24 protein-coding genes are annotated in these 25,489 nt (G+C 60.4%); 17 read left to right on the top strand and 7 right to left on the bottom strand.

Features of this window, described 5'->3' with window-relative positions; translation table 11 throughout:
• Positions 1-201 precede the first annotated feature (201 nt).
• Positions 202-585 carry a hypothetical protein gene (locus E3E11_RS06670; protein WP_141451711.1) on the bottom strand — a complete coding sequence of 128 codons (384 nt, stop codon included), beginning with the start codon at positions 583-585 and terminating at the stop codon, positions 202-204.
• Positions 586-915: 330 nt separating this feature from the next.
• On the opposite strand from E3E11_RS06670, the gene E3E11_RS06665 reads away from it, so the two are divergent.
• The 16 genes from E3E11_RS06665 to E3E11_RS06590 all read left to right on the top strand — a co-directional run bounded on the left by E3E11_RS06665 (position 916) and on the right by E3E11_RS06590 (position 19,007).
• Entirely contained in the window at positions 916-1,260 is a 345-nt protein-coding gene (locus tag E3E11_RS06665; RefSeq protein WP_141451710.1) for a hypothetical protein, read from the top strand.
• A gap of 3 nt (positions 1,261-1,263) precedes the next feature.
• Positions 1,264-2,622: a hypothetical protein gene (locus E3E11_RS06660; RefSeq protein WP_141451709.1), complete on the top strand. Its 1,359-nt coding sequence runs from the start codon at positions 1,264-1,266 to the stop codon at positions 2,620-2,622.
• A gap of 75 nt (positions 2,623-2,697) precedes the next feature.
• Positions 2,698-3,105: a type II toxin-antitoxin system PemK/MazF family toxin gene (locus tag E3E11_RS06655; RefSeq protein WP_141451708.1), complete on the top strand. Its 408-nt coding sequence runs from the start codon at positions 2,698-2,700 to the stop codon at positions 3,103-3,105.
• Between the two features lie 245 nt (positions 3,106-3,350).
• Entirely contained in the window at positions 3,351-5,744 is a 2,394-nt protein-coding gene (locus E3E11_RS06650; RefSeq protein WP_141451707.1) for a portal protein, read from the top strand.
• The gene (locus tag E3E11_RS06645; protein ID WP_141451706.1) at positions 5,741-6,571 is read left to right on the top strand and encodes a hypothetical protein; all 831 of its coding nucleotides are present in this window, start codon (positions 5,741-5,743) and stop codon (positions 6,569-6,571) included. The genes E3E11_RS06650 and E3E11_RS06645 overlap by 4 nt, the downstream gene beginning before the upstream one ends.
• 297 nt (positions 6,572-6,868) lie before the next feature.
• On the top strand, positions 6,869-8,158 hold the full coding sequence (locus E3E11_RS06640) for a P22 phage major capsid protein family protein (protein ID WP_141451705.1): 1,290 nt from the start codon (positions 6,869-6,871) through the stop codon (positions 8,156-8,158).
• A gap of 5 nt (positions 8,159-8,163) precedes the next feature.
• Positions 8,164-8,382, top strand: a complete 219-nt coding sequence (locus E3E11_RS06635; RefSeq protein WP_141451704.1) for a hypothetical protein — start codon at positions 8,164-8,166, stop codon at positions 8,380-8,382.
• A complete protein-coding gene (locus E3E11_RS06630; RefSeq protein WP_141451703.1) occupies positions 8,354-9,361 on the top strand; it encodes a packaged DNA stabilization gp4 family protein in 1,008 nt (335 codons plus the stop codon). The genes E3E11_RS06635 and E3E11_RS06630 overlap by 29 nt, the downstream gene beginning before the upstream one ends.
• 19 nt (positions 9,362-9,380) lie before the next feature.
• Complete coding sequence (locus E3E11_RS06625) at positions 9,381-10,877, top strand: hypothetical protein (protein WP_141451702.1); 1,497 nt, start codon at positions 9,381-9,383, stop codon at positions 10,875-10,877.
• Positions 10,874-11,347 (top strand): hypothetical protein, encoded by a 474-nt coding sequence (locus tag E3E11_RS06620; protein ID WP_141451701.1) that lies wholly within the window; start codon positions 10,874-10,876, stop codon positions 11,345-11,347. Before E3E11_RS06625 ends, E3E11_RS06620 begins: the two co-directional genes overlap by 4 nt.
• 63 nt (positions 11,348-11,410) lie before the next feature.
• The gene (locus E3E11_RS06615; protein ID WP_141451700.1) at positions 11,411-13,120 is read left to right on the top strand and encodes an ATP-dependent nuclease; all 1,710 of its coding nucleotides are present in this window, start codon (positions 11,411-11,413) and stop codon (positions 13,118-13,120) included.
• Positions 13,121-13,263: 143 nt separating this feature from the next.
• Positions 13,264-13,581 carry a hypothetical protein gene (locus tag E3E11_RS06610; protein WP_141451699.1) on the top strand — a complete coding sequence of 106 codons (318 nt, stop codon included), beginning with the start codon at positions 13,264-13,266 and terminating at the stop codon, positions 13,579-13,581.
• A complete protein-coding gene (locus tag E3E11_RS06605) occupies positions 13,578-13,949 on the top strand; it encodes a hypothetical protein (RefSeq protein WP_141451698.1) in 372 nt (123 codons plus the stop codon). The genes E3E11_RS06610 and E3E11_RS06605 overlap by 4 nt, the downstream gene beginning before the upstream one ends.
• A complete protein-coding gene (locus tag E3E11_RS06600; RefSeq protein WP_141451697.1) occupies positions 13,949-14,731 on the top strand; it encodes a hypothetical protein in 783 nt (260 codons plus the stop codon). The genes E3E11_RS06605 and E3E11_RS06600 overlap by 1 nt, the downstream gene beginning before the upstream one ends.
• 9 nt (positions 14,732-14,740) lie before the next feature.
• Positions 14,741-16,288, top strand: coding sequence for a hypothetical protein (locus E3E11_RS06595; RefSeq protein WP_141451696.1), 1,548 nt, complete (start codon positions 14,741-14,743; stop codon positions 16,286-16,288).
• Entirely contained in the window at positions 16,278-19,007 is a 2,730-nt protein-coding gene (locus E3E11_RS06590; RefSeq protein WP_168189221.1) for a lytic transglycosylase domain-containing protein, read from the top strand. Before E3E11_RS06595 ends, E3E11_RS06590 begins: the two co-directional genes overlap by 11 nt.
• 266 nt (positions 19,008-19,273) lie before the next feature.
• Here the strand turns inward: E3E11_RS06590 and E3E11_RS06585 are convergent, their stop codons facing one another.
• The 3 genes from E3E11_RS06585 to E3E11_RS06575 form a co-directional block, all read right to left on the bottom strand.
• Entirely contained in the window at positions 19,274-19,648 is a 375-nt protein-coding gene (locus tag E3E11_RS06585) for a hypothetical protein (RefSeq protein WP_141451694.1), read from the bottom strand.
• Between the two features lie 763 nt (positions 19,649-20,411).
• Entirely contained in the window at positions 20,412-20,705 is a 294-nt protein-coding gene (locus E3E11_RS06580; RefSeq protein ID WP_141451693.1) for a hypothetical protein, read from the bottom strand.
• 104 nt (positions 20,706-20,809) lie between these two features.
• Positions 20,810-21,142, bottom strand: a complete 333-nt coding sequence (locus E3E11_RS06575; RefSeq protein WP_141451692.1) for a hypothetical protein — start codon at positions 21,140-21,142, stop codon at positions 20,810-20,812.
• A gap of 1,332 nt (positions 21,143-22,474) precedes the next feature.
• Here E3E11_RS06575 and E3E11_RS06570 point away from each other — a divergent pair.
• Positions 22,475-23,227, top strand: a complete 753-nt coding sequence (locus tag E3E11_RS06570) for a hypothetical protein (RefSeq protein WP_141451691.1) — start codon at positions 22,475-22,477, stop codon at positions 23,225-23,227.
• A 130-nt stretch (positions 23,228-23,357) separates the two neighbouring features.
• On the opposite strand, the gene E3E11_RS06565 is transcribed toward E3E11_RS06570, so the two are convergent.
• The 3 genes from E3E11_RS06565 to E3E11_RS06555 form a co-directional block, all read right to left on the bottom strand.
• The gene (locus E3E11_RS06565) at positions 23,358-23,648 is read right to left on the bottom strand and encodes a hypothetical protein (protein ID WP_141451690.1); all 291 of its coding nucleotides are present in this window, start codon (positions 23,646-23,648) and stop codon (positions 23,358-23,360) included.
• A gap of 33 nt (positions 23,649-23,681) precedes the next feature.
• Positions 23,682-24,014, bottom strand: a complete 333-nt coding sequence (locus E3E11_RS06560) for a hypothetical protein (RefSeq protein WP_141451689.1) — start codon at positions 24,012-24,014, stop codon at positions 23,682-23,684.
• A gap of 903 nt (positions 24,015-24,917) precedes the next feature.
• On the bottom strand, positions 24,918-25,403 hold the full coding sequence (locus E3E11_RS06555; RefSeq protein ID WP_168189220.1) for a hypothetical protein: 486 nt from the start codon (positions 25,401-25,403) through the stop codon (positions 24,918-24,920).
• Positions 25,404-25,489: the final 86 nt, after the last annotated feature.

The following is a 25,489-nucleotide window of genomic DNA, read 5'->3' as shown; positions in this document are numbered from 1 at the left end:
ATGGGTCCGGACAGGGCGGAACGCTTTAGGGAATTTCTGCTGGTGGCAAGCCTCGTTTTTATTGGCAGTTAGTTTTCAGCGTATGTCTGGCCTGCGTGAAATGACTGGTTCTTGCCATAAGGCTAATGTTTTGTATTATATTCTCTCAAAGATAATCCATCTTAGTTATTAAAAAATTCATTTAAACTATTCTATAATATATTAATCCTCTAAGTATTTCACCTCTTGCAGGAATCTTCTAATTTTTTTCACACTAGAGTATGAATCAAACAATGTATTTTTTACAAATTCTTCCCCTGAGTTACCCATACTTATATCTTTTATTCCTCTCAAGCTCGCCCTACCCACGTCTCTAAGATAAGCAGCTAAATGAAGCTTGGATTCTGGCGCCTCTTCTTGGCGCTCATGAAGGAGCAGCTGAGGCTTAGCTTGAGATTGAGACCACAAACCCTCAGGACCATAGCTGTTATTCAAATCATTTTCTTTAATATAGATCGTGAGCTGCTTCTCAAGTTTTTCTAAATCTACCCGAAATTCCTCTAAAACTGCTCCATGCTGCTCAAGCGCGCGGTTACTCTCAGTCAAAGACTTTGCCTCCGAAATTTGTAAATTTCCTATCACGCTATACCTGAAACCCCTGCCGCGCCAGCCCCCACCCCACCTTGCCCATGGGGAAATCAATTCCGTACAAAGACAGTCTCTTTAAGTATTCGGGAAGTAGTCAGGGGCGCGTTATGGCGGCGGTTGAGGGCCGGAGGGTCTGGGATCCGAAGCGGGTCAGGCGGTTGGAGTGGTTGTTGCGGCAGGGGCTTTCCCATGCGCTGGCGGCTGAGAGCATGGGCACCACGCGGCCTGCGGTGAGCAATGCGGTTTATCGCTACATTCCGCAATGTCGGGTGGCGGAGCGAAGAAAACATGCCCGCTGAAAGTCCCCGCCCCGCACGCAAACCTGCGACCCGCAAAACCACCGCGCGCAAGGCGGCCGCACCCGGTGCCGGAGCTGAGACTGAGACTTCCAGGGCCCTGCAGGAGGCGACGCACTACGCCCAGCAGCACTGGAAGGAGGCGCTGGATGTCAAGCTGGCCATCATGCGCGACCCCGAGGCGCGGCCTCTGGAGCGGCGCGGGGCGGCTGAGGCCATTCTCAACCGGGCTTTCGGCAAGCCCAAGACGGTTGAAACCCTGGCCGGAAGCGACAGCACTGTGGACGCGCAAGGCCCCTTCCGCATCATCGTGCAGCATCTCAGCCGCGGGGAATGAGCCGTGAGCGGTGCGCACGAGGGGGAAATCATATTGCCCGCCCATGGCTGGCGGCCGCGCGCAGCCCAGTGGGAGGCGTGGGACTACCTGCAGCAAGGCGGGGCGCGGCTGAACCTGATTGCGCACCGGCGCTTCGGCAAGGATGACCTGGCGCTGAACTGGTCGGCCGTTTCGGCCATGCAACGGGTGGGCAATTACTGGCACATGCTGCCCGAGGCCGCGCAGGCCCGCAAGGCGATCTGGACGGCGGTGAACCCGCATACCGGGCGGCGGCGGGTTGATGAAGCCTTCCCGCCCGAGATCCGCGCACGCACGCTGGAGCGCGACATGTTCATCGAGTTCATCAACGGCAGCACGTGGCAGGTGCTGGGCTCGGACAATTACAACTCGCTTGTGGGCGCGACACCCGTAGGGGTTGTGTTTTCGGAATGGGCGCTGGCCAACCCCTCGGCCTGGGGCTACGTGGAGCCGATGCTGTCTGAAAACGGCGGCTGGGCGTTGTTCATCACCACGCCGCGCGGGCGCAACCATGCCTGGCGCATGTTCCAGGCCACGCGCGCGGACCCCGCCTGGTTCACCGCCGTGCTGCGCGCAAGCGAGACCGGGATTTTCACCCCAGCCCAGCTTGAGGCCTCCCGCGCCGCGGCCATCGCACTTTACGGCGAGGAAGAAGGGCTGGCGAAGTTCGAGCAGGAATATGAGTGCAGTTTTGATGCGCAGATCCTGGGCGCTTATTACGGCCGCCTCATGCGCGACCTGCACGCCCAGGGACGCATCGGTGACGTGCCTCACAACCCGGCCCTCCCCTGTGTCACGGCGTGGGACCTGGGCATCGGCGACAGCACCGTGATCTGGATCGCCCAGCAGGTAGGGCCGGAAGTGCGGGTGATCGACTGCATTGCAGGCTCGGGCGTGGGGATGGACTGGTACGTGCGCGAGCTCGACAAGCGCCCTTACATCTACCGCCAGCATATTCTCCCCCATGACGCGGGCAACAGCGAGCTCGGCACGGGCGAGCGGCGGATCGACACGCTGCGCCGGCTGGGCGTGCGCCCGGTGCGCGTGCTGCCGCGCGGCCAGGTGGATGACGGCATCCAGGCCGTGCGCAACCTGCTCCCCCGCTGCCGGTTCGACCGCGCCCGCTGCGAGCGCGGGATAGACGCGCTGGAGCAGTACCGCCGCTCTTATGACGACCTCAACAAACGCTACCGCGACCGCCCGCTGCATGACTGGGCCTCCGACTACGCCGATGCGTTCCGTTATCTGGCCGTGGGCCTGCGCGACCGCGAAAGCGACGCCCGCACCCGGCCCCAACCCCGTGTTTCACCCTTGGCCGGGCCGAACGGGTGGCAGGCGTTCTGAGCGGACTAGTGCAGAGGCCAGCAGCGAGATATAATCTCCGTTTATACCTGCAATGCTGCTTAATAAGGGATAAACGTGGCACTTTCTTATCCTCCCCGCCGGGGCGAAGTATTCAGATGCGAATATCCGAAGGATATGAAAGCACCGGAAATGATTAAAACACGGCTTGTTTTAGTGGTCTCTCCTAAGCTTCGCTGCAGAAAAGGCTTATGTACGGTTGTTCCTTTCAGTACCACTGATCCAATACTGCCTCAAGATTATCAGTGTCAGGTCAAGCTGCCCATTGATCCACCTGGCTACCCCGGCCAGGTGAAATGGGTAAAAGCCGATATGATAGATACTTTTTCTTATGAGCGTTTGTCCCTTCTACAGGACAAAAAACGCGGCCCGGATGGGAAAAGAAAATATTGTCAAATCCGGATTGACGAAGACGATATGGAGCGCGTTCTACAAGCGGTGCAGCATGCGCTGGGCCTGCTTTAAGAGGGCGGGAGAAGCTCTTCTGGCGATTGACATTCCAGGCATTTCATCCTATATAAATCCTTGTCCACGGTGCTGCTTTCGGGCAGTGCGCGTCTCTAAGTCCGTTTCTTTTTGAAACGGCGGACATGAGGAGCGAAATCAAGCTCCAGTGTTGACAGGCCACCCTGCGGGGTGGCCTTTTTTTGTGCGCAACGGGCGTGTTTTTCAGTTTGGAGGTGGTGAAAACGGCGGGTTAAGGGGCGGGTATGAGAGATTTCCGGGTTGCCCCTGCTGATGATCCCGAGGCTGTGCTTGCTGAAGTGCGGGAGCGCTTTGCCGCGTCGCGTGATTTTGAGGCGGACTGGCGGGCGCAGGCGCTGGAGGATCTGCGGTTTTTCCATGGCGATGCGCGCAACCACAACCAGTGGGATGCGGCGGCCTATCAGGCGCGCTCGGGCGGGCTTGGCGGGTCGCCGCGGCCGTGCCTGACGATCAACAAGACGGCGCAGCATGTCTTTCAGGTGGAGAATGATGCGCGCCAGGCGGCCATGAGCGTGAAGGTCAATGCGACCGGCTTCGGGGCTTCGGCCAAGGCGGCTGACGTGCTTGAGGGCATCATCCGCCACATTGAGTATCAGTCCAACGCGCAGCAGAACGCTTATGCCAATGCGATTGCGGGGCAGGTGCGCGTGGGCATGGGGTGGGTGCATATCGTCACTGATTACCTGCAGGGCCAGGATTCCTTTGACCAGGACTTCTTCATCCGGTCTGTCCCTGACCCGAGCTTTGTTTATTCCGATCCCAATACGATCGAGCCCGATCATTCGGACATGCGCTGGGCGATGATCGTCGAAGACATCCCCAAACACGTGTTTGCGCGCCTCTACCCCGACCATGAGGAAGAAGCCTGCGTGCCGCTCATGCTGGACCCGGGCGAGGAAACCGAGGCGCAGCGCGAGACCGTGCGCGTGATGCGCTATTATCGCCGCAGCGAGCGGCGCGACGTGCTGTGGGCGGCACCCCAGCCGGACGGCACGGTGAAAAGCCTGCGCCAGAGCGAGATGACGGCCGAGCAGCTGCGCGCCCTGCGCGAAGCGGGGGCGCGGCACCGGGCGGTCACGCAGCCGCATGTGGAGTTCTTCCTGATTGCGGGCAGCACCATTGTTTCGCACGGGCCTACCGTGTTCCGCCATGTGCCCTTGGTCCCTTTCGTGGGCATTGAGAGCGTGATCCGCGGGCGGCTGGACCGGCACGGGCTGGTGCGGCCGCTGATCGACCCGCAGCGCATGTATAATTATAGCGCGTCTGCGTTTGTCGAAAGCGTGGCGCTGCAGGCGAAAGCGCCCTGGCTGGTGGATGAGCGCGCCGTGGAAGGTTGGGAGAATGAGTGGTCCTCAGCCAATACCTCCAACCGCGCTTATCTGCCTTACCGGGGTATCGATCCTGATGACGCGACTCCCATTCCGGCACCGCAACGTCTGGACCCGCCCACCGGCAGCACCGGCCACCTGCAGGCCATGCAGAACGCCGATCTGCAGATGCAGATGGTCACCGGCCAGTATCAGGCCGAGATGGGTGCCCCGGGCAATGAAAAATCCGGCCGTGCCATCAATGAGCGCCAGCGCCAGAGCGACACGGCCAATTACCATTACACCGACAACCAGGGCATGGCGCTGCGGCTGATCGGCAAGATCCTGATCGAGGCCATTCCCTTTGTGTATGACACCAGGCGCGCCGTGCAGGTGATGGGCCAGGACGGCACGCTTTCCACCGCCTTGGTCATGCCGGGGCTGGACCAGGCGGCCGCCATGGTGGGGCCGGACGGCACGCCGCTGCCGGCGCAGAACCCGGCCCAGGCCCCTGCCCCGCAGGGTTCAGGCCAGCCGGACCCCGGGCAGCAGAACGTGATTGAAGGGGCCATGCTGGCGCTCAACCCGACCATCGGGCGTTATGACGTGGAAGCGGACGTAGGACCCGCCTTTGCCACCCGCAGGCAGGATGCCTTCAACGCCATCTCCCAGATCCTGGCTTCCGACCCTGCAAGCGCGCCCACCGTGCTGCCTTATCTCTTCAAGGCCAGTGACTTCCCGCTGGCTGACGAGATCTATGAGGCGCTTACGGCTGGCCCCTCCCCGCAGCTGCAGCAGGCCCAAGAAACCATTGCGCAACTGCAACAGGAGCTGCAGGCGGCCCAGGCGCATCTGCAGCTGCGGCAGGCCGATATCGCCTGGCGGGCGCAGAAGGCGCAGGCCGACACCCAGCTTGACGCCATGCGCCTGCAGGTGGAAGCGCAGGCGCGCCAGCACCGCGACGAGACCGACCGCATGGCCGCCCTGGGCTCGATCGACCCGCAGAGCCTGCGCCCGGTGCTTGAGGAGCTGGTGCGGCAGGTGCTGGCGCAGGAACGGGGTGCGGACCAGCCTTCAGGCCCCGTGCCTGAGCCTGCACCCGGCCCGGCCGCGCCGTTGCACGCCTTGCCGCCTCTCCCCACGACCAATGTGCGCGGCGATGCGGTGCACGCTCCCAGGCCCGTGGTGGGCGCGGTTACGCCCTCACCGCCCGCACCAGGCCCCGCCCCGCCTGACGCGCCCGCCCCCACTGACACCACCAACACTCCAGACACCCCCGACCCCAACACCCCACAAGAGGACCTGACATGAGCACCAGAAAGACCCTGAACCGCGAGAAAGACCTGGACCAGGCGCGGATTGCAGAGGGTTCCCGCTACAGCAGCATGGATTTTTCCGCAGGCATTGACGACGCAACCCACAAGGGAGACCTGCACCCTGAGCAGGATGTCGAGGAAGGCATCGCTTCCGACGGCACCAAAGAAGGCAAGGGCCGCGGCTGGGCGGAGCGGCGCATCGGCCAGCTGACGGCCGCCCGCCGCAGTGCCGAGGAAGAGCGCGACCGCCACATCGAGGAAAACCGCCAGCTCCGCGCCGCCCTGGCGGCTGCGCGCGGCATGGCCCCGCCGGCTGAGGACGCGCCGGGGCAGCCGGAGATGTCGCCTGAAGAGCTGCTGGGCTTCCACGCCATGGCCTTCCGCCTCGCCCAGGCCGTGCGTGACGCCCACGGGGAGGAAGCGATCGTGCCGGCAACACAGGCGCTGCAGGAGAAGGCCGGGCTTGATTTCGACAACCCCGCCCACCGCGAGCTGCTGGCCGATATCGGCGACCACCACCGCGCAGGCGAGCTATATCATGCGCTGTCGCGCGACCCCGATGCGGCGGCCGCCATCTTTGACGCGCCCCCGCGCAAGCAGTTCGCCCTGCTGGCCGCTTTTGCCGAGAAGGCCGGGCTGAATGCGCCCAAGGGCCACGCATCGGCCGCTCAGGCCCCCGCAGAGGCAGGAGCTGGGATCTCCAACGCGCCGCCGCCGGTGGATGCCACGCCTTCAGGCAGCGGGCGGGCGGGCAAGCGCTCCATCTATGATGAGAGCCTGAGCCCTGAGGAATATGTCGCCATGCGCGCCAGGAAGCGCTGAAACACAACTTGCTGAAACACAACGACCAAGGCCCGCTTCCCCTTCACGGGGGGCGGGCTTTTTTCTGGCACATATGGGGCATTGCGGACGGTGAAAAGCCCTGCCTAGAGTGGCTTGCCGCCCACGGGAGCGCATCCCGGCAGACTTCCGGCGTCTCTTAAACCCGGCGTCCACGGGGACGACACCTCCGGCCTGAGAGCCGCACTCGGTAAAACGGCACACGCCTGGCTTCAACACGCCCTTACTGACCTGAGGGGCGGCGCAGGTGGGACACGCCTTTTCAGAGAACAAATCCAGATGGCTTCCAATGCCCTGATCAACAACTCGATCATCACGCGCGAGGCGCTGGCGATCCGACGCAACACCAACGACTTCATCCAGAACATCGACCGGCAGTACCAGTCCCAGTTCGCCCGCGAAGGGGCCAAGATCGGCGCGACGCTGAACGTGCGCCTGCCCAATGACTACGTGGTGCAGGACGGCCCTGTGGTGAACCCCGAGGCGACCGAAGAGCGGTCGATCCCCATCACGGTCAATTACCGCAAAAACGTGCCCATGACGTTCAGCACGCAGGAACGCACGCTGAACATCGACGATTTCTCCGAGCGCTATATCGCCCCTGCCGTCAACGCCCTGCTGGGCCAGGTGGCTTCTGACGCGATGACGCTGGCCCTTGATGTCTCCAACATGGTGCTCAACCAGGATGCGGACGGCAACCTGCTTTCCCCCAACCCCAACACCTGGCTGCGCGCCAAGGCCAAGCTGACCGAGTGCAACGCGCCCCTCAACGACCGCTACGCCGTGCTTGACCCCAACACGGACGCCAACACGGTTGCGGCCATGGCCAACATGTTCAACCCGACCGACCGCATCTCCACCCAGACCATTGACGGGCAGATGGGCTCCAAGATCCTGGGCGTGAAGGGCTGGATGCAGGACCAGACGGTCGCGATTTCCGTCGGCGGCTCCTATGACAGCAAGGCCACGGCAACGGGCGCTTACGGCTCCTACCTGCCCAACGGCCAGCCGGCCCCTGTGGTCACGATCAGTTCCGTCACCTCGCCCCACAGCTCGGCCATCACGGTTTCAGCCATCAATGGCGGGCTCAACAAGGGCGACATCATCACCATTGAAGGCGTGAATGCCGTCAACCGGGTGACCAAGAAGGACCGCCACACGCTGCAGCAGTTCGTGGTGCTGGCCGACTGCCCGTCGGGCAGCACGGCCATCCCTGTGTCCCCGGCCATCATCCCGCCCAAGGAAGACGGCACGCCGGTGCCTTACCAGACCGTTGCCAAAGCGCCGCAGAGCGGGGCTGCGGTGAAGATGGTCAACCCGCAGGGCAAGGCCATCCGGCGCAACCTGCTTTACTCCAAGAAAGCCCTGACCATGGTCACGGTGGACCTGGAGTTGGTGCGCGCGGGCGTGGTGGATTGCGGCCGCGCTTCTCTGGACGGCATCAGCCTGCGCACGCTGACCTACTACAACGGGTCGGACGACACCCGCGGCACGCGTCTCGACGTGCTCTACGGTCTCGGGATGCTGCGCGGCGACTGGGCGTGCATCGTGCCTGAACTGGCGGAGTAAGGGCCGTGGCAGAGTATCCCAAAAGCCTGGCCGTCCCTGGCGGCTTCGCTCACGTGACGCTCAACTCGGCCGAGGAAGAGGCGCGCTTTCGGGCGCGTCTCTCCCGCGAGGCGGGCCCCCCTCCCAGAAAGAAGGCTGTCAAGGCTGTCAAGGCTGCCGGCGCCGCCCCGCTGACAGCCGGAGAGAAGAACGACGATGGAAACGCCGGTCCCGCTGACGCCTGACCCTTACGCGGACGGCTCGCCGACGCCGCGCAGCCTGGTCACCCTGGCCCTGCTGCAGATCGGCATCGGGGCCATGGGCACCGCGCCTGGCGCGCCGGACGTGCAGTCGGCGTTTGCCCATCTGCGCATGATGCTGGCCCAGTGGCAGAGACGCCGCTGGGTCGTGCCGTGCCTGCTGGACCACGCCTGGCCGTGCACCGGCAGGGAGGTCTACACCATCGGCCCCGGCGGTGACCTGGACGTGGCCCGCAGGCCCGACAAGATCGAGGCCGCTTACGCCAGGCTCTACCCCTGCGCGCCCGACACGCTGGATGACGACATCGTGAATGTTACCGCCGTGCAGGTGGCCGGACCCCCCGACCCCCAGCCCTTCCCGGGCGGCGTGACGCCTGACGCGGGCCCGGGCGACTGCGTGACGGGGGTGCGTGAGGCGCAGGCAGAAGGCCCCGAAGGCGTGCCGTGGCGCGCGGAGGTGGACGAGACCGTGGTCCTGCCCAGCTTTTCAGGCGGCACAGACCCCGATTACGGCTCGCAATGGCCGATCGACTATCCGCTTGAGATCATCGACAGCTATGAGGATTATGCCGGGATCGGGCTCAAGCGGCTCAACACCTGGCCGAACTACTGCCACTACAACCCGTGCTGGCCGATCGGCGAGTTCCGGCCGTGGCCTGTGCCCACGGGTGAGCGCTGGGAGCTGCACGTGCTTTTCAAGGCCCAGCTGGACCAGGGCATCACGCTCGATCAGCCCATTCAGCTGCCGCCGGAATATGCCGAGGCCATCGTCTACAACCTCGCCTGCCGCGTGGCCCCTTCCTACGGGCAGGAAGCGAGCCCGACCGTGGCGGCGCTGGCCAAGGCGGCGCTGACGACCATCCGCAGCGCCAACACGCAGATCCCGGACCTGGGCATGCCGGCCATTCTCAACCCCGTTGCCAGCCCGTTCTACTGGCCGGGGCTTGCCATCCAGAAGCTTTGAGGAGGTCGAGGACCCCGCCATGGCCCTGCAGCGCATCAACCTCACCGGCGGCTCCTACCAGGCGCGCGCGGCTTCGGTCGCCGCCCAGCGGTGCCTCAACCTCTACCCCGAGCCCGTGCCCGCCCAGGAGGGCGAGCCGGTGGCCGTGGCGCATTACCCCACCTCGGGCCTGGCTGTGTTTGCGACACTCGGCGCAGGCCCCGTGCGCGGGCTTTACCAGACCACCCAGGGCGACCTGATCGCCGTGGACCGCGCTACCGTGTGGCTGGTGCGGCCGGACGGGACCACGAAAGCGCTGGGGCAGATCGACCCCGGCACCACGCCCGTGCGCATGTCCGACAACGGGCTGGCGCTGGTGATCGTGGACGGCCAGGCCCCCAACGGGTCGGTTGCCGCGGGCGGTTGGGTGATCGGGCTGCCGGGCAAGGCTGGAGCGGGCGATTACAGCACCCTCATTCCCATCCAGGACCCCGGCTTCTACGGCTCGCCCACCGTGGCCATGCTCGATACGTTCTTCCTGTTCGTGAACCCTGACACCACCAACTGGTATGTGTCGCCCTCCAACTACGGGGGCGAGGACGCGTTTGACGCGCTTTATGTCGCCAGCGACACCACGGCGATGGGCACCCTCATCGGGCTTGAGGTGGTGGGGCAGTATGTGTGGCTCTTTGGGCGGCACCAGGTGGAGTTCTGGTATGACAGCGGCGCGTCTGACTTCCCCTTCCAGCGCGTCTCCGGCGTGACGGTGGAGGCAGGGTGCGTCAGCCCTTACGCGATCGCGCGCCTGCCCTCGTGCCAGGGGCTGGCCAATGGCGGCATCATGTGGCTGGGGCGCGAGCGCTCCGGGTTGGTGCGGGTGTTCCTGGGGCAGCAGACATCTGCCCAGCCCGTGAGCACCTGGCCCATCGAGCATGCATTGCAGCAGTTGGGCGATGAGATGCTGGGGGCCGCACTTGGCGCGGCTTACCAGGAGGGCGGGCATGTGTTCTACGTGCTGAGCGTGCCCGGCGCTTCGTCAAGCTGGGTTTATGACGTCTCCACCCAGCTGTGGCATGAGCGCTGCGCGCTGGATAGCGGGGGCGCAGAAGAGCAGATCCGCTCCGCCTGCTGGGGGGCGGCTTACGGGCACGTATTTGCGGGCGACCGGGAGACGGCTGTGCTCTACACCGTCTCGCCCGATCACCCTGATGACGCGGGCGCACCGATCAAACGCCAGCGGGCATTCCCGCATCTGCTGACCTCGGGCCAGCGCGGCATTCACCGCCAGCTCATGCTTGACGTGCAGCAGGTGGGCGGGGGCTCGGTGGCCGTGGACTGGTCCGACGACCGCGGGGCGACGTTCGGCCCGGCTGTGGGTTTGGCGCTGGGGGCTGGGGGCAACACGTGGCCGAGCCTGTGGCGGCTGGGCTTTGCACGCGACCGCGTCTACCGCCTCACCTGGGAGAGCACGGCCGCCAACCCCGGCACGCCCGCGCTGATGGGCGTGTTCCTGGCTCTTGACCCGGTGGCGACATGAGCGGGGCACGTCCCAGTCAGAGACCGCCTGACCTCAACGCGCCGTTTATCGGCAGCGTGTTCTGCCGGCCGGACGGCAGCCTGACCCAGCAGGCCCAGGCGTTCCTGCACCGGCTGTGGGAACGCACGGGCTACGCCCCCGGCGTGGCAGGCGCGTGGGTGCAGCAGGAGGCGGACAACGCCACCCTGCGCGCTGACACGGCCAACGTGCTGGCAAACCAGGCCGGCCGCGACGCCACCCAGGCAATGAACACGGCCACGCAGGCCCTCAGCGCGGCGTGGGCGTTGCGGCGTGAGGCTGTCGCCGCCCTGGCCGAAGCCCAGGCCGCCCGAACCGCGGCCGAAGCGGCGCTGCTGGAAGTGACGGCCCTGCGCACCACGCTGCGGGAATTGGAACGACACTGCGCGGATGCCGAGGTAGTGGGGGCGCTGGAGCGGCGGGTGGTGCCGAGGGCGGAGCGGTCGGGGTGAGACGCTGTTGACACGCGCGATCGACTTCCGCTGACTGAGAGTCAGGCTTGGAAGGAGATTTCGATGCTCATCGAGGAAGTAAAGTTGCGCTTTGGCGCTGGGCCCGGCTCAGAACCACTGGTGTTGGATGCCCCTGCCGTTACCATCTTTGTTGGACCCAACAACTCTGGGAAGAGTTTGCTTCTGCGCGAAATTGCCAACTTCTGCCGCACAGGGCAGTCGTCTGGCACGATTCTTGACGGGCTCAAATTCCGCAAACGCTCAGATGAAGAAATCGACAAGAACCTTGAAGCCTTGAGGGATAACAAACGCAATTCAGGAGAAGGGAATGAGCCTAATCAGGAATTCCTCTATTTTGAAGGCGGCCGTGCACCAATCCGTGCCTTAGATTACCGTCAAAGTCAGCAAAATCCTAATGAGCACTTAACTGTCTTCGCTCCATATTGCGTAGCCCCTTATGTGCTTCTACTCGATGGACCGGGCAGAATTGACCTGACCAAGGCACAAAAAAGAGGCGACCTGAAGGACCCGAAAAGCACTTTTGCCAAGCTTCTAATGGATGACACTGGCCGAAAGACGCTACGGGAAATTCTTTACGATGCCCTCGACCTCTATCTGGGCATGGACGATTCCGTGAATGGGTCAATCCACTTGCGATATGGAGGTACGCCCCCACCAAACGAGCACCAGCTTGAAGGCGACACGCTGAAATGGATGGAGAATACTACTCCCATCCAGGAGTGTGGCGACGGCGTGAAGGCCTTTACAGGCATGCTGTTGGCACTGCACACAGGTGACTCGAAGGTCATGCTCATCGATGAGCCGGAAGCCTTTCTGCATCCCCCGCTGGCCCACAAGCTTGGTCGCGAAGTCGCCAAGGCTGCGAGCCAGAGCGGCAAGCAGGTTTTTGTGTCAACCCATAGCAGCCACTTCCTGATGGGCGCGATCCAGTCGGGCGCGGAGGTCAATGTCGTCCGCCTGACTTATCAGCCCGCCAGTGCTACTCAGCCAGAGACTGCCACTGCGCGCACGCTTTCGAACGACGCCATGCATACCATGATTTATGAACCCCTTTTGCGGTCTGCCAATGCGTTGTCCGGTCTCTTTTACGAAGGTATCTTGGTAACCGAGGCGGACGCGGATCGCGCCTTCTACCAGGAGATCAACGAGCGGCTTCTGGAAAAAGACCCTAAACGGGGTGCAGCCAATACTCTCTTCCTCAACGCCAACGGGAAGGATTCAGTGTACAAGATCGTCGGGCCGTTCCGGAAACTTGGGATACCCGTTGCCGCCATTCTTGACATCGACGCACTTAACCCCAGAACCAACTTTACCCCCCTCTTGAGAGGGGCGAATTACCCAGAGCCCCACAAGGATATAAACGAGGAACGCAAAAACATCTGGTCAAGCCTTAAATCAGGCGGCCAGAACCCCAAGTCGAATGGCGGCATTGCCTTGCTCGAGGGAGACGCGAAGAAAAGGGCCGAAGCTCTGTTCGACGATCTCGACCAATATGGCCTGTTTGTTCTGAGACATGGCGAAGTCGAGCACTGGCTACGAAAATTGGAAGTTCCCAGAAGCAAAAAGGGATGGCTGTACAACATCTTCAAAGCACTGGGCAGCGACCCGGAAGATCCCGCTTATGTTCATCCAGCTGACAACGATGTGTGGGCCTTTCTCGACAAGGTTGGGGCCTGGATCAAGAACAGGGATCGGCGCGGGATTCCTGGCGCTCAGCGTAAGGAGCCGGACGTCACCCCACCGAAACCATGACCGAAACCGGCAGAAAGTTTCGGTATCGTTTCATAAAAAACCCCTGTTGCGCGTGGTGAAAGGGGGGTTCTAGGTTTACGGCACGGGCGCACGGTATAAGACGGCGTTGACGGGAAATACCTGAGTGACGAGGCCTTTTCCCGATGGCAGTGACCCCCCTCTCCCTCCAGCCCGGCATGGCGCTGCAGCAGGATCTGCAGACCGTTTTCACAGCCCCCGGCGGCACCACTGTGGTGACTTCCGGCGTGGCGGCCAATTCCGCTGACAGCATTACCACGCTCAGCGTCAGCGTGACGCGCGCGGGCGGGCAGGCGGTTTTTCTTATCCCTGCGCGCCAGGTGGCCACCATGGGCACCGATCTTCTGCCTGAGCTCTCCGGCCTCGTGCTCAACAAGGGCGACGTGCTGAGTGCCGGCGGGGCCGGGCTGCAACTGGTCCTCAACGGGTATTCCCTGTCATGAGGCGGCCCGCAACCCGGCTGAGTGCCGAGGACATCCTGCACAACCCTGTGCCACCCAATGCGTTGCTCATGCGTGAGCGCGATTGCGCGGCGATGTTCCTGCCCATCGACGGGGAACGCTGGGAAGTTCATTTCGGTGCCGCACCATTCATGCGCGGGCGGGAAGCGCTGGGGGTTTTCCGTGCCATGCTGGCGGCCTTCTGGCGCAACCATCCCGCGGCTGAGCGCCTGCTGGGCTTCATCCCGCCTGCCAACCGCGCCGCCGCTTATCTGGCCGTGCGGCTGGGCTTCGGCTTCAGCGGGGCGGCTGTGCTGGACTGCCTCGATGGCAAGCCGCGGCGCGTCTACATCTATGAAGGCGCACGCTGATGGGAAGCATCGCCGCAGGGGCAGGGGCTGCCGCCCAGGGTGCCGCGCAGATCGCTGCGACCAAGCTGCAGATCAAGGAGATCGAAAAGGCCCGTCAGCAGGAGCTGGCTGCAGGCAACCAGGCGGCGCAGACGATCCAGCAGGCAGGCGACCAGGCGGGCAGCCTCTACCAGCCCTATACCGATTTCGGCACGCAGGCGCTGCAGAACATGTCGCAGAACCTGCCGCAGTACAACCAGACCGACAGCACCTACACCCAGGACGCCGCCAACCAGCTCAACCGGCTGCAGAACGGCATGACCGAGGCCTACCTCAAGCAGACGCCGGGCTATCAGTTCACGCTGAGCCAGGGGCTTGAGAGCGCCAATAACGGTATGGCAGCGCGCGGCCTGGCCAATTCGGGCGCAGCGCAGAAGGCGGCTGAGCAATACGCCACCGGCCTGGCTGACCAGACCTACATGAACCAGGCCAACACCACGCTCAACACAGCCCAGGGCTACAACGCGCTCAACCAGCAGGCGCAGCAGAACCTGCAGAACACATTCGCGCGCCAGAACGCCCTGCTTGACACCGGCATGCAGGCCACAGGCGCGCAGGCCGCCAACATCACCAACACGGCAGGCAACGCCGCCAACGCCAAGCTTGCGGGCGCAGGTGCGGGGGCTGCGCTGACGGCCAATGTAGGCAATGCCCTTCAGCAGGGTATCTCCAACATCGGCGGCGCGTTCGGCCAGGGACTTTCAGAAGCCCTTACCCCTGCCAAGCCTCAAAAGAAAGGATGATCCCTCCGCATGGCCGACATTAACGGGAATCTCCTCACCACCCCCCTTAGCGGCTTCCAGGCGACTGCCGGGCAACCCATTGATCTTTTCGGCATGGAAAAGAATCTCAATGCAATCCAGGCCCAGAAGATCGCCAACCGGAGCGCGCAGGACGATTATGACACAAAGGCGCTGCTCAACGAGAACAGCCGCCAGAACACGCAGATCGCCACCCGGGCCGCCCAGGCCGATTACGAGGCCAGGATGGCGCGTGGCCGGGCCCTGCAGCAGGCCACCGGCAGAAACGGGGTTACGGATTATGCCCTTGCACGCGCTACCATCGCCGCTGACCCCAGGGCGACTTATGGCGCGGAGGAAGGGTTCGAGAACCAGAACAGGCTGCGCAGCGAGGACCTGGCCAACCAGGAAGCGCGCAAAAACGTTGTCGGCAGTATCCTGTCGAGCGTGGGGATGCATCCTGACGCCCTCCACCTCGCTCATGCGGCCCATGCCGCGCAGGCCCTCTTCCCCGGCGTTGACATCAGCCCCTACGTGCAGCAGATCGCAAGCCATCCGGACGGCATCGCAGGCGGGGTGAAACAGCTGGTCAACGCCATGCAGACCCCCCAGCAGCAACAGGAGAATGTCTACGGCACTGCGGGCAGGCAGGTGGATACCGGCGGCTCCATAGTCATCGGTACCCAGCAGAGCGCCCTGACCGACGGAAAGTTCAACCCCAGGACCGTTATCGGCAAGACGCTGTCTCCCGAAGCGGCGACCGCGCCTGTGGAGGTCACCAATCCCGACGGATCGAAGACACTCCGCAGCCGTGCGGATGCGGCGCGTGCGGATGGGCAGGGCAACTATCTCAGTCGCCCCACGGTGCCTGCGGACGTGCTGGGCAACGGGCGTTACGGCCAGCCCTCACCCGGCCTGCCGGCCAGCCCGCCCGCAGGCATGGTCGAAGCGAACAAGGCAGAACTTGAGGCCAGCACCAAGGCTGCCAACACCCTCATGCAGGCGGCAGCCGGTCATGGCGACCGGCTGGGAATGCTGAACAACATGACAGCTGATATGCATGGGTTCGATTCAGGGGCATGGCCAGAACTATATCGCCGTGGCATGAAGTTTCTCAATCATTGGGATCTTCCAGCAGACATGAAAGGCGTTAACAGCGCCCAGGCGTTCGACAAATGGGCGCCCCGCGTGGCGCAGGCGCAGGCGGCGGCCCTCGGCGACGGCACGGATGCCAAGCTGGCCTCGGCAGTACCCATACTTCCCAACTCGGCCCTGCCCGAGAAGACCAATCAGCGCCTCCTGCACCTGCTCATGGGCAATGAGGACGCCATCCACGCAAAGGCGCAGGCCTGGCAGAAGAGCGGCCTCCCTCCGGCACAGTACCGGCGCTGGAACGAGCAGTTCGGCCAGACCTTCGACCCCCGCGCCTTTCAGGTGCGCCACATGACGCCTGATGAACGACGTGACCTCCTCAAGGAGCTGGAGAAAGACAGACAGCTGGACGAGTTCCGCCGCAAGTATAACGCCATGGGCAAGGCAGGCATGTTCGATGCCCACTGACTATTCGCCCGAGCAGCTGGACCGCGCCTATGAGGGGGCCGGGAAATACTGGAATGTCGATCCCGTTCTTCTGCGCGCTGTCAGCCATGTGGAAGACCCCGGTGGTGACCCCAATGCCCGCTCGCGCGCAGGGGCGATCGGCCCCATGCAGTTCATGCCTGCGACCGCCCGCACGCTCGGCATTGATCCGACAGACAGCGTGCAGGCCATCTACGGCGCCGCCCGCCTGCTGGATGAGAACATGCGCCGCTACGGCAACGTGGCGGACGCTCTGCGCGCCTATAACGCCGGCACTGACAGAAGCCGCTGGGCCAATGCGGAGACAGCCGCTTATCCCCACAAGGTGGCCGCTGCCTACCACGCCTTCTCCACTCCCCCTAACGCTGCAAAGGAGGCACCCATGTCAACGCCACAGGAGCAGGACTTCTTCACCCGTGATTTCGGCGAGAAAGCGGGCAGCCCTCCGACCACCCCTTCCTCCAGGGACGAGCATGACTTTTACATGCGTGACCTGGGGGCGGCCGATCCGGTGCTGCACCCCGAGGACACGCGCCCGAAATACCAGCAGGGGACATGGTATGAAAACCTCGGTACGGGTTTCGTAAAAGGCCTGCGCGACGTGGTGGACACGCCGCTTTACGGCGCGGACCACCTGCTGAACTTTGCCCATGACCATCCCTATCTCTCACTGCTCCCGGCATGGGGCGTGGGGTTGCATGTCCTTGGGCTGAACAGGTTCGGCGATCTCCATGCCCCCCCGCGCTGGAACCCCCTGAAAGCGGCTGTTAAATACGAAGACCGGGCTGACGCGCAATATAACAGGGAGTATGGCGACAGCAATTGGGCGGGGGTGGGGCGCTTTGCCGGCAACGTGGCCGCCACTGCACCCATTGGCGGCGTGGTAGGGGGCGTGGCTGCAGATGGCGCGCTTGCAGGTGCCCGTGTGCTCGGCATGACAGGGCGCGCAGCAGCCCTCAGCAGCGGTCTGGCTGGAGATGCAGCCGGCGGGGCCGCCTCCAGTCTCGCCCTTGCTTCACGCGACAGGGACGAGAATATGGCCCAGATCCTGGGCGAAGGGGCGGCCCTGGGGGCAGCCGCCCATGTGGCCAGGCCTCTCTTCAAGAAAGGTCTCTCTTTCGTCAGAAGGGGCGGAAACACGTTATCGGGCCCAGCCGCCCCACAGGCTGAGGCGGAGATGGCCAAGAGGGCGCCAACAGAGGCGGCGCACGCCTCAAGGATCGCCGAGACTGACAGGGCCCTTGAAGAGGCGCATGACGCCTATCAAACCGCTTTGCGCCAGCAGGAAGCCAGTGCGGCTTCGGCCTCGCAGCTGCGCAATGCAGCCGCGCACGCTGCCACGCCGCAGGAGCAGGCCCAGCTTTCCCAGCAGGCGGCGCAGGCAGCCGCACAGCATGAGGCGGCCACAGAAGCGCTGAAAGAAGCTTCCCGCACCCTCGACAGCGCCAAGGACGCGGGGCTGGAAACCCGCAAAAGCCCAGAAGCGCCGACCGCGCCGGCTCCCACACCCGACCCGACCAGCACGCCGCAGGAGATGGTGAACAGCACCCGCCTCAGCCCGATGATGCGCAACAAGAACCTCCCCCAGCTGCAGAACGACATCATCAGGACCTTCGGCAAGGGTGCGCCCTTCCAGCTGGTGCCGGCGGAAATTCCAGGCGTGCAGTACACGCTTGCCCAGCACACGGGAAACACGGGGCTTGCGACCCTGGAAAACACGCTGCGCAACACCACCCCGGCCTTTGAGAATGCCTTCAAGAGCCGCGAAGCGGCCAACCAGGCAGCGATCAAGAACTACTGGCAGGATGAAGTCGCTGGCACGCCGCTCCACACTGACGCCGCCAGCCGCAACCTTGACCGCTACGATCAGCAGCATTTCAGCTCTGATGGAAACGTCTTCAGGGGCCAGCAGCCCGTACACGCCCTGCATCTCATCGAACAGGCGCAGAAAATCGCCGGCGACAAGGCCGTCCCTACCCATGTGGCCGATATGGTGGGGCAGTATGTACCGGTCATGCAGCGCGCCTTGAGCACGCCCGATGGTGAGGCGCTGCCACGCGACCTCTATGCGGCACGACGCACCCTGAACCATGACATTTCTGCCGGGACGGACGCCAACAGGCGCAATCTTCAGGAAGCCCTGCCTCATCTGATCCCGCTGCGCGACCAGCTCGACATGGCGATCGCACGTGGCGCCCCTGCTTATCCAGACGCAATAAAGGACTACATGACGCAGGCGCAGAGGCTTGATGAAATGCGTTACCTGCAGAAGCAACCGCTGGAGGCAGGTACAGGGGCCATGATGCACACACGTGTGCAAGCCCTTTCCGACGCCCTGCACCGTGACGGCATCGCGCGCAATCTGCGCCCCGATGAGGCTGTTTCCCCTGAAACACGCACCAAGCTGGACAAGCTGGCGAATGTGACCAGACAGCTTTCAACCACCGATCTTGCCCCACCCCTGGGCATCAATACGGCCAAAAACCTGTTTGCCAACACTCCGCTGACCCAACGGGCTGCCGGGGCCGCCAAATTAGCGAAGGAAGCCGCCTTCCCGCTGGCCCCCTGGGTTGGGCGCGGGATCGATTACATGACCACACGGCGCACAGAAAACCTCAAAAGCGCCCTGGAAGAGGGACTGCACAACAAGCTGCTGGATCCCAAACAGCTGGACCTCAATGCTCTTCTTGAGAAGAAGTAGCCTTCCACCGCTTGCGCAGCTTGCGACACAAAAACGGAATGAAGGGGCCTACCCAGAACACAATGACATACGGCCAATAATGAAGCGTCGCCTCCAGCAGGCTCCCTGGATCTATAGCTAAGCGCTGCTTTCTGCAGGCGCTGGAAATACAGCCAGTGCCTGAAACGACAGGCGGATCTAAGGGCGGGAAAAGGCACCCGGGAAGCCACCTCCCCTCCTGTAAATGTAAAGGAGAGCAGGTGGCGTCGCGGCTGTTTAGCTGGGCCTTATTTTACAGGCGTGGCAGGAGCGGCCGATGTTACAGGAACGGCAGGAACGGGTGTGGAACCACAGGCCTTCTGTTTCTGAACGGCCTGGATCGCGTTGAGCTCGCCCTTGGCACGGGCCAGGCTTCTTTCGTGGTCGCGCGACAGGATGTCACGGCCGGTCCAGATATCACGCCACCGGGTGCTGCCCTGCTCGTCAGCCAGCTTGTCCTGGGCTTCACCCACTCTCACCGCTTCCTGCGCCAGCTGCTGGCAGCTCATGTATTGATAACTATCAGTCGGCACATTGATGGGTTTCACATCGTCGGGCGCTGTGGCACAGCCTGCCAGAAGAGTAAAACCGAAAAGGGCCACGGCTGCTTTGGAGAGAGTCATGCTGTCTTGTCCTGTTTCCCGGCGCTGGAAAGAAGCGCTCTGTTGTTACCGTTCATGGTTAACCAATACGAACGCGCGGCAATGTAGGGGACAGGGTTTACAATGTCACGACTCAAAAAAGAGGACTACTGGCCTCTTACTTACTCCAATCTTGATTTAATCTCTGAAGATCTACGACCCGTTACTGTTGCGCTGAAACGCAATAAAAACGCTGAGATGCGGAAACAGTATTTAAAACAGTCTGGGCTTGAAATTATCTGAGGAAAGAAAGCGGTAAAGGGGTGCGAGTCATCCGATTGGGGATGGTCCCTTTTGCGGCATCAAACAGTCCGACGCCGGAGCCGATCCCACCAGAGATGATTTGACTGCTGCCTCTGGCGAGCGGGCCGCTAGCACCGCTTTCTTCCATTGCTGAAAATGCCATCGTCCGCGCTTGGAGGCAACTCCCCTAATGGCGCCGGCGCTCAATTATGTGAAGCGTTGGAGGAAAGCGGCAAAGGGGTGCATTCGTGCCCTTTTGCGGCGCAAGGCAGTCCGCGCCGGATCTTTAATTGCCAGAGATGATTCGACTGCTACCTCTGGTCAATGACCGCACAGCACCGCTTTCTTCCATGATTGGGAGTATCACACTCTATCTCTGGAACCAAATACTCTTTTCCACCATAGAGAGCGGGATGGATATTAGAGCGGCGATTTGCTGGTAGAGCTTATATTCTTCCGCGATAAATGGTCCATGCTCACGTCCAGGATCCGTTCTCTTTACTCAGATAAACATGGCAAGTATTGAGCACACCCCTATGACCGCAATGGCCAGATACTCAATGAACTTTGGCGGAATGTTTTCTGCCCTCGCCTTGGGCCATATTTCAAGCAGGGGCAAAAAAAGGGGCATCATCACGCATAAAGCCACCCAGGCCAGTGCAGGACAGAAACCTTTGCGCTTCACACAGGAATAAGCGGCGATACCACCCAGGATCAGCTGGGTGATAAACAGGGAAATTATCGTAAGATTAACCGCATAGGAAAATTTAAGATGAACGATTTGAGATAGTTCCATTTCACTCTCTCAAGAGATACCAAGTTGAATGCTTTTCCAGCCAGTCTGGAAGCATTCTCACGACTGTGATCAAGGTGGTTTATTTCCTAAAATTATTATTCATATCATATTTTTACTTGATAGAAAAATTCATAAAAGACAACAATAATTGAGAACAAGACTAAAGCTGTTCCGAAATATTCAATCAGACGTAGTGAAATCAGACGTAGTGAAGTTTTCCCCGTGTTCTTGCTGCGACACAGCTCCAGAACGATCAAAAAAGGTGCCATTATACCGCACGCGATTGCCCAAAGCGCCACAGGAGAAAACCCTTTGCGTTTTGCACACATATAAGCACACACACCTATGAACAGATCTGATGCCACATGAATGAGAGCACGTTCATCATGGTAAACAAATGCACCAACCACTGGGAAAAACGGAATATCCGAAATCATGTATTTCCTTCAAACAGCATTTGAGCCTGATCTTTTTCAGTGGGCCTCTTATCAAGTTAATTTACTTATTGATCAAGGGAACACTGGAAGAAGAAGAGCAAAATAAGCTTCACAATCCAGGTGGCTGAACTTCAACGCTCTTGGCGGGAAGAAACAGCCTTCCACCGCTTACGCAGCTGGTGGCGGAAGATAGGCGCCACAGATTTCTCCCTACCCATGGTGGATCCCCCTGGTTTCACCACACGGACGTGCTGCCCTGACAGGGAATTCTATTACTGGGGCGAAGGCAAATAATGCGGTGCTTTCCGGCTGAGCGGGCAATGGAAGAAAGCGGTAAAGGGGCGCGGAAACACCCTTTTGCGGCGTCAGGCAGTCCGACGCCGAACCTTTTTATCCCGCCAGAGATGAAATGACTGCTGCTTCTGACGAGGCCCCAGCAACTGTGCCGCTTTCTTCCATGAATGGTAATATCACACTCCACCTCTGGCGCCAATTATCCTTCTTAATCATTATCCTTCTTAACCATAGAAAGACAGCAGGGAAATATAGCGGGGACTTACCTGATTCCGTTTTATAATCGCAACGGAATACCGCGGTTGATTCAGGGAAACAAGTTCATGCTCTTATCTGTAATCCACTTCCTTAATTCAAATAACCATAGTGAGCATTGAGCAAATCCTAGAGATTGCTATCATCAGGTATTTAATGAATTTCGGAAGGGTATTTCAGGCGGCATCCTGAACCATAGTTCAAGAAGGACTAAATAAGGAGAAACGGAAGAAAGCGGTAAAGGGGTGCGGGTCATCCTATCAAGGATGGCCCCTTTTGCGACGCCAAGCAGTCCGACGCCGGATCTTTGCTTATCCAGAGATGATGTGACTGCTACCTCTGGCAAGCGGAACACAACTGCGCCGCTTTCTTCCGGTGAAAAGACTGGCATATACCAGGTTTCTCCGCAAGACCGGTCGCAGCCCTTCAGTTTCGGCGACGCACAGCGCCCCTTCCCTACGCTATGCCCCATTAACCGCCGGGAATGGACCGTAAAACAGAACGATATAGAAACGTTTATCGCAGGAGGGTGCCAGATGGCCCCCACTCCCCCAGACATTCAGCCCCTTTCAGGTGCATTTCGGCGACCAACTGGACGCTTTAAACGCCCAGACCGGCAATGATACGGAACCCGGCCCTAACAACGATAGTGCCCCCGCTCCAAGCCTTGGCACCAAGGCCCCCCAGACAGGCACCCGCCCATCGGGAAGCGCCAATCCAGCTGGCAGCACAGCGGCTCAAGCACCGCCCCTCTCTGCAAACGCTCTTACCCAACCCGTCTCCATGCCAGGGCACGATGATGGAAAGGAGGAAAACCGCACCTCCGGGCAATTGAATCGGGGCCTGTCGGAAGGCGGCAAAAGCAGCTGGCCCACGCTCAGTGAAATCTCTAATAGTACCTTGGGCATCCTGCAGGATCCAGTGCATGCGGGCCATTACGTAGACCCACATACACACCCCTATATACATCTGGGAACGGATTTCGTCGGGGCCGCCGCAACCCAAGTCGTTCGACCGTTCAACGGATTGGAGCATCTGGGCGCAACCCTGACTTCCCTGGACCATTACGTAGAAAACCCATTATCCCGCTTTATTGAACGCGCCGCTGAAAATAATGAACGTTGGCTTGATGAGGCTGACCAGGAACGGGAAGGAGATTGGGGTGGACACTACGTAAATATAGCAGGGCAAACAGCAGGTGACGTGCTTACCTCGATACTTGGTGGCAAAATTCTTTCCGCAGGTGACCAGGCCCTGGCGCGTACACGCGCAATACAGCTAAGCCACAAGGCTCTTCGAAAACGGGGCGTTAACCTTGATCCCGTCCTATCACAGCCCGTCAGGAATGCCGTCAAGGGTGGACCGCTAAACGCTCTGAGCGGTCATCCTGACGAGTGGAAGGAAAACTTCGTTAAGGGAGCGGGAAAAAGCCTGGGGAAAGATATGTTTCAATTCACGGTTACAAGGGCAATTCATGGTTTCAAGAAAAAGAAGGAGAAAGTGAGTAAAGACGACTCCCGCCGAGGTCAGAAATGAGAGACAGGAAATCAGATTTCCGGTTAAAACAAATCTGTAAAAACGCTTGAGGCCGGCGTATTTTTAGCAGCCTGTTAACGCGTGCAGCCTTATCACTGCACAGCAAAAGCCTGCCCGTCGCCTCACAATACTAAGCCAACACACCACTGAAAAGTACACCGAGGTAGAGCAAAATAATTGCGCCTCCGATATATTCAATACGACGTGGTGCAACCTTTTCAGGAGAGCAGGTGTCTGAGATTTCAAGAATAAGAAGAACTGGCCAAAAAAATATTCCCAAAAACCCCCAGAGTGGCGCTGGATGAAATTCCTTCCGCTTCGCACAGGCATAGGTAGCCCAGCCTGAAAAGAAGCACACTACTGCCATCAGGTCAGCCAGCGCGTCCTTGATATAGGAAGGAATCAAGTCATGTGGCGGCATAGGGTCCCCTTAAGACATCTTCAGAGTTATAATTCACAGATATCTGTCAAACAGAAATACGATGCCACCCAAAACAGATATAATGGCTATGGCCAAGCCAATCTGTTCAATGACAGTTGGTAAAGTCTTTTCCTTATTCGCGCTTGGATATAATTCGAGCACAATCAACCACGGCCAGAAAACCGCGCACATAAACACCCAAGAAAATATGGGGCCAAACCTCTTTCGGGATACACAGATATAAGCAGACAGCGCAATAATCCCCACAAATACCAGCGTCACAATGGGAAGAGTTGCTGAAAACACATCATTCACGTCGCTGAACATTGGGAAATATTTGAAAATGGAGTCCAGATAGGCCTTCATGGATCTTCTCAACAAAAGCAGATGAACACGCGCGCCTCTCAGCCAGAGGATGCAGCGTTCTTCTCGGAAAGGCCGCAGCCTACCATCACGGACGGACAAACACGATCATCATGAATGGTCATTTCCGGAAAATGTTCCAGCAAAGGGCCGCCGGCTTGTCGCACACACGGCAGCCAGGCCTTGAACTGGGATGGCTGAAGCAAAGGACCCTAGAGAGAGTGAAAGAAAGCGGTAAAGGGGCGCGCCTCATCCTTTTGGGGATGCCTCCCTTTTGCGGCATCAAACAGCCCGACGCCGGATCTTTGCACGCCAGAGATGAGTTGACTGCTACTTCTGGCGATACCACTGCAACTGCGCCGCTTTCTTCCGCTGGAAAGACTGGCACAGGCCTGGGCCACACGCAAGTTCGGCCGAGCCATGGCGCAACTGGGCGCTCCCCTCTGCAAAGCCCCCTGGTTTCTCAGCGGGGGCCGGGAATATGGTTCGGTAGCAAAATGAAACGCGGCTCACTTCAGGAACCTAAAAAAAGTACGCGATGAACTGACACAGACAGACCAATAACACCACGGCTGTAGTGAAATACTCAATCGGTGCGGGAGAGGTCTTTTCCGCGCCCGTGCTACGGGGCCACAGCTCCAGCACGACCAGACCAGGGCAGAAGAATGCGCATACGACCGACCAGGGCATACAAGGATAAAATTCCTTGCGCTTCACGCAAGCATAAGTGGCTACCCCTGCCAGAATTCCTACAAGTAAACAAACCCAAGGAGAAGAAGCCCCTTTGAGAACCAAGGAAATTATTGAGTATTCTTGACCACTTGGGGCCATATCATCCTCTCAGATTGCTGTCGGCAAGCCTAGCCCACTCCCTACAAGACCTGACTGGCCCGTTACGTTTTTCAGTCAGATGCTTTTAGAAGTAGCTGCCTGAACGAAAAAACAGATTGTAATAAATAGTAACAGGCCCAGAGTCAGGCCCAGAAGAGTGTATTCCATGAGGGTAGGCGCACTCTTTTCAGCTTTACGGCTGTGGCACAGCTCAAGTACGGCCAGGCAGGGCCACATGACGACACAGACCACGACCCAAAGGCTGACCGGCCCGAATCCCTTGCGCTTCACACAGTTGTAAGTGCCCAGACCGACCAGCAGATCCAGAACCAGCAGAATAAGCGTTATGATATTAGGATGGGCGATTAAAAAGATTACCGGCAGGTTCTCAAAAAAATCCTGCACCCTGTCCCACTTCAACGGCAGCATTCCACCCTTCCCTTTTATGCCAGGCAGGAATTCACCTGCAGCTTTCCAGGATCCTTCAAGAAAGATTTCTTGCAGGACCGGCCTTCTTTTAAGAGGTGAGCAGGTGAAAGAAAACGACAAAAGAGTGCGCACCGTCCTTTAAGGCCGTTCCCTTTTGCGACGCCATGCAGTCCGACGCCGGAGCTTTCCTGTCAGAGCCAAAATGACTGCTGCCTCTG

The sequence above is a fragment of the Oecophyllibacter saccharovorans genome (assembly GCF_006542375.1).
GTDB classification, from domain to species: domain Bacteria; phylum Pseudomonadota; class Alphaproteobacteria; order Acetobacterales; family Acetobacteraceae; genus Oecophyllibacter; species Oecophyllibacter saccharovorans.
The sequence above is the reverse complement of the archived record's forward strand: the minus strand, read 5'-3'. Positions and strand labels throughout refer to the sequence as shown.

Coding starts and splice junctions, on each gene's coding strand:
- E3E11_RS06665 (WP_141451710.1), top strand. CDS start 916: ATGCCCGCTGAAAGTCCCCGCCCCGCACGCAAACCTGCGACCCGCAAA.
- E3E11_RS06650 (WP_141451707.1), top strand. CDS start 3,351: ATGAGAGATTTCCGGGTTGCCCCTGCTGATGATCCCGAGGCTGTGCTT.
- E3E11_RS06645 (WP_141451706.1), top strand. CDS start 5,741: ATGAGCACCAGAAAGACCCTGAACCGCGAGAAAGACCTGGACCAGGCG.
- E3E11_RS06640 (WP_141451705.1), top strand. CDS start 6,869: ATGGCTTCCAATGCCCTGATCAACAACTCGATCATCACGCGCGAGGCG.
- E3E11_RS06630 (WP_141451703.1), top strand. CDS start 8,354: ATGGAAACGCCGGTCCCGCTGACGCCTGACCCTTACGCGGACGGCTCG.
- E3E11_RS06625 (WP_141451702.1), top strand. CDS start 9,381: ATGGCCCTGCAGCGCATCAACCTCACCGGCGGCTCCTACCAGGCGCGC.
- E3E11_RS06620 (WP_141451701.1), top strand. CDS start 10,874: ATGAGCGGGGCACGTCCCAGTCAGAGACCGCCTGACCTCAACGCGCCG.
- E3E11_RS06615 (WP_141451700.1), top strand. CDS start 11,411: ATGCTCATCGAGGAAGTAAAGTTGCGCTTTGGCGCTGGGCCCGGCTCA.
- E3E11_RS06610 (WP_141451699.1), top strand. CDS start 13,264: ATGGCAGTGACCCCCCTCTCCCTCCAGCCCGGCATGGCGCTGCAGCAG.
- E3E11_RS06605 (WP_141451698.1), top strand. CDS start 13,578: ATGAGGCGGCCCGCAACCCGGCTGAGTGCCGAGGACATCCTGCACAAC.
- E3E11_RS06600 (WP_141451697.1), top strand. CDS start 13,949: ATGGGAAGCATCGCCGCAGGGGCAGGGGCTGCCGCCCAGGGTGCCGCG.
- E3E11_RS06595 (WP_141451696.1), top strand. CDS start 14,741: ATGGCCGACATTAACGGGAATCTCCTCACCACCCCCCTTAGCGGCTTC.
- E3E11_RS06590 (WP_168189221.1), top strand. CDS start 16,278: ATGCCCACTGACTATTCGCCCGAGCAGCTGGACCGCGCCTATGAGGGG.
- E3E11_RS06585 (WP_141451694.1), bottom strand. CDS start 19,648: ATGACTCTCTCCAAAGCAGCCGTGGCCCTTTTCGGTTTTACTCTTCTG.
- E3E11_RS06580 (WP_141451693.1), bottom strand. CDS start 20,705: ATGGAACTATCTCAAATCGTTCATCTTAAATTTTCCTATGCGGTTAAT.
- E3E11_RS06575 (WP_141451692.1), bottom strand. CDS start 21,142: ATGATTTCGGATATTCCGTTTTTCCCAGTGGTTGGTGCATTTGTTTAC.
- E3E11_RS06570 (WP_141451691.1), top strand. CDS start 22,475: ATGCCAGGGCACGATGATGGAAAGGAGGAAAACCGCACCTCCGGGCAA.
- E3E11_RS06565 (WP_141451690.1), bottom strand. CDS start 23,648: ATGCCGCCACATGACTTGATTCCTTCCTATATCAAGGACGCGCTGGCT.
- E3E11_RS06560 (WP_141451689.1), bottom strand. CDS start 24,014: ATGAAGGCCTATCTGGACTCCATTTTCAAATATTTCCCAATGTTCAGC.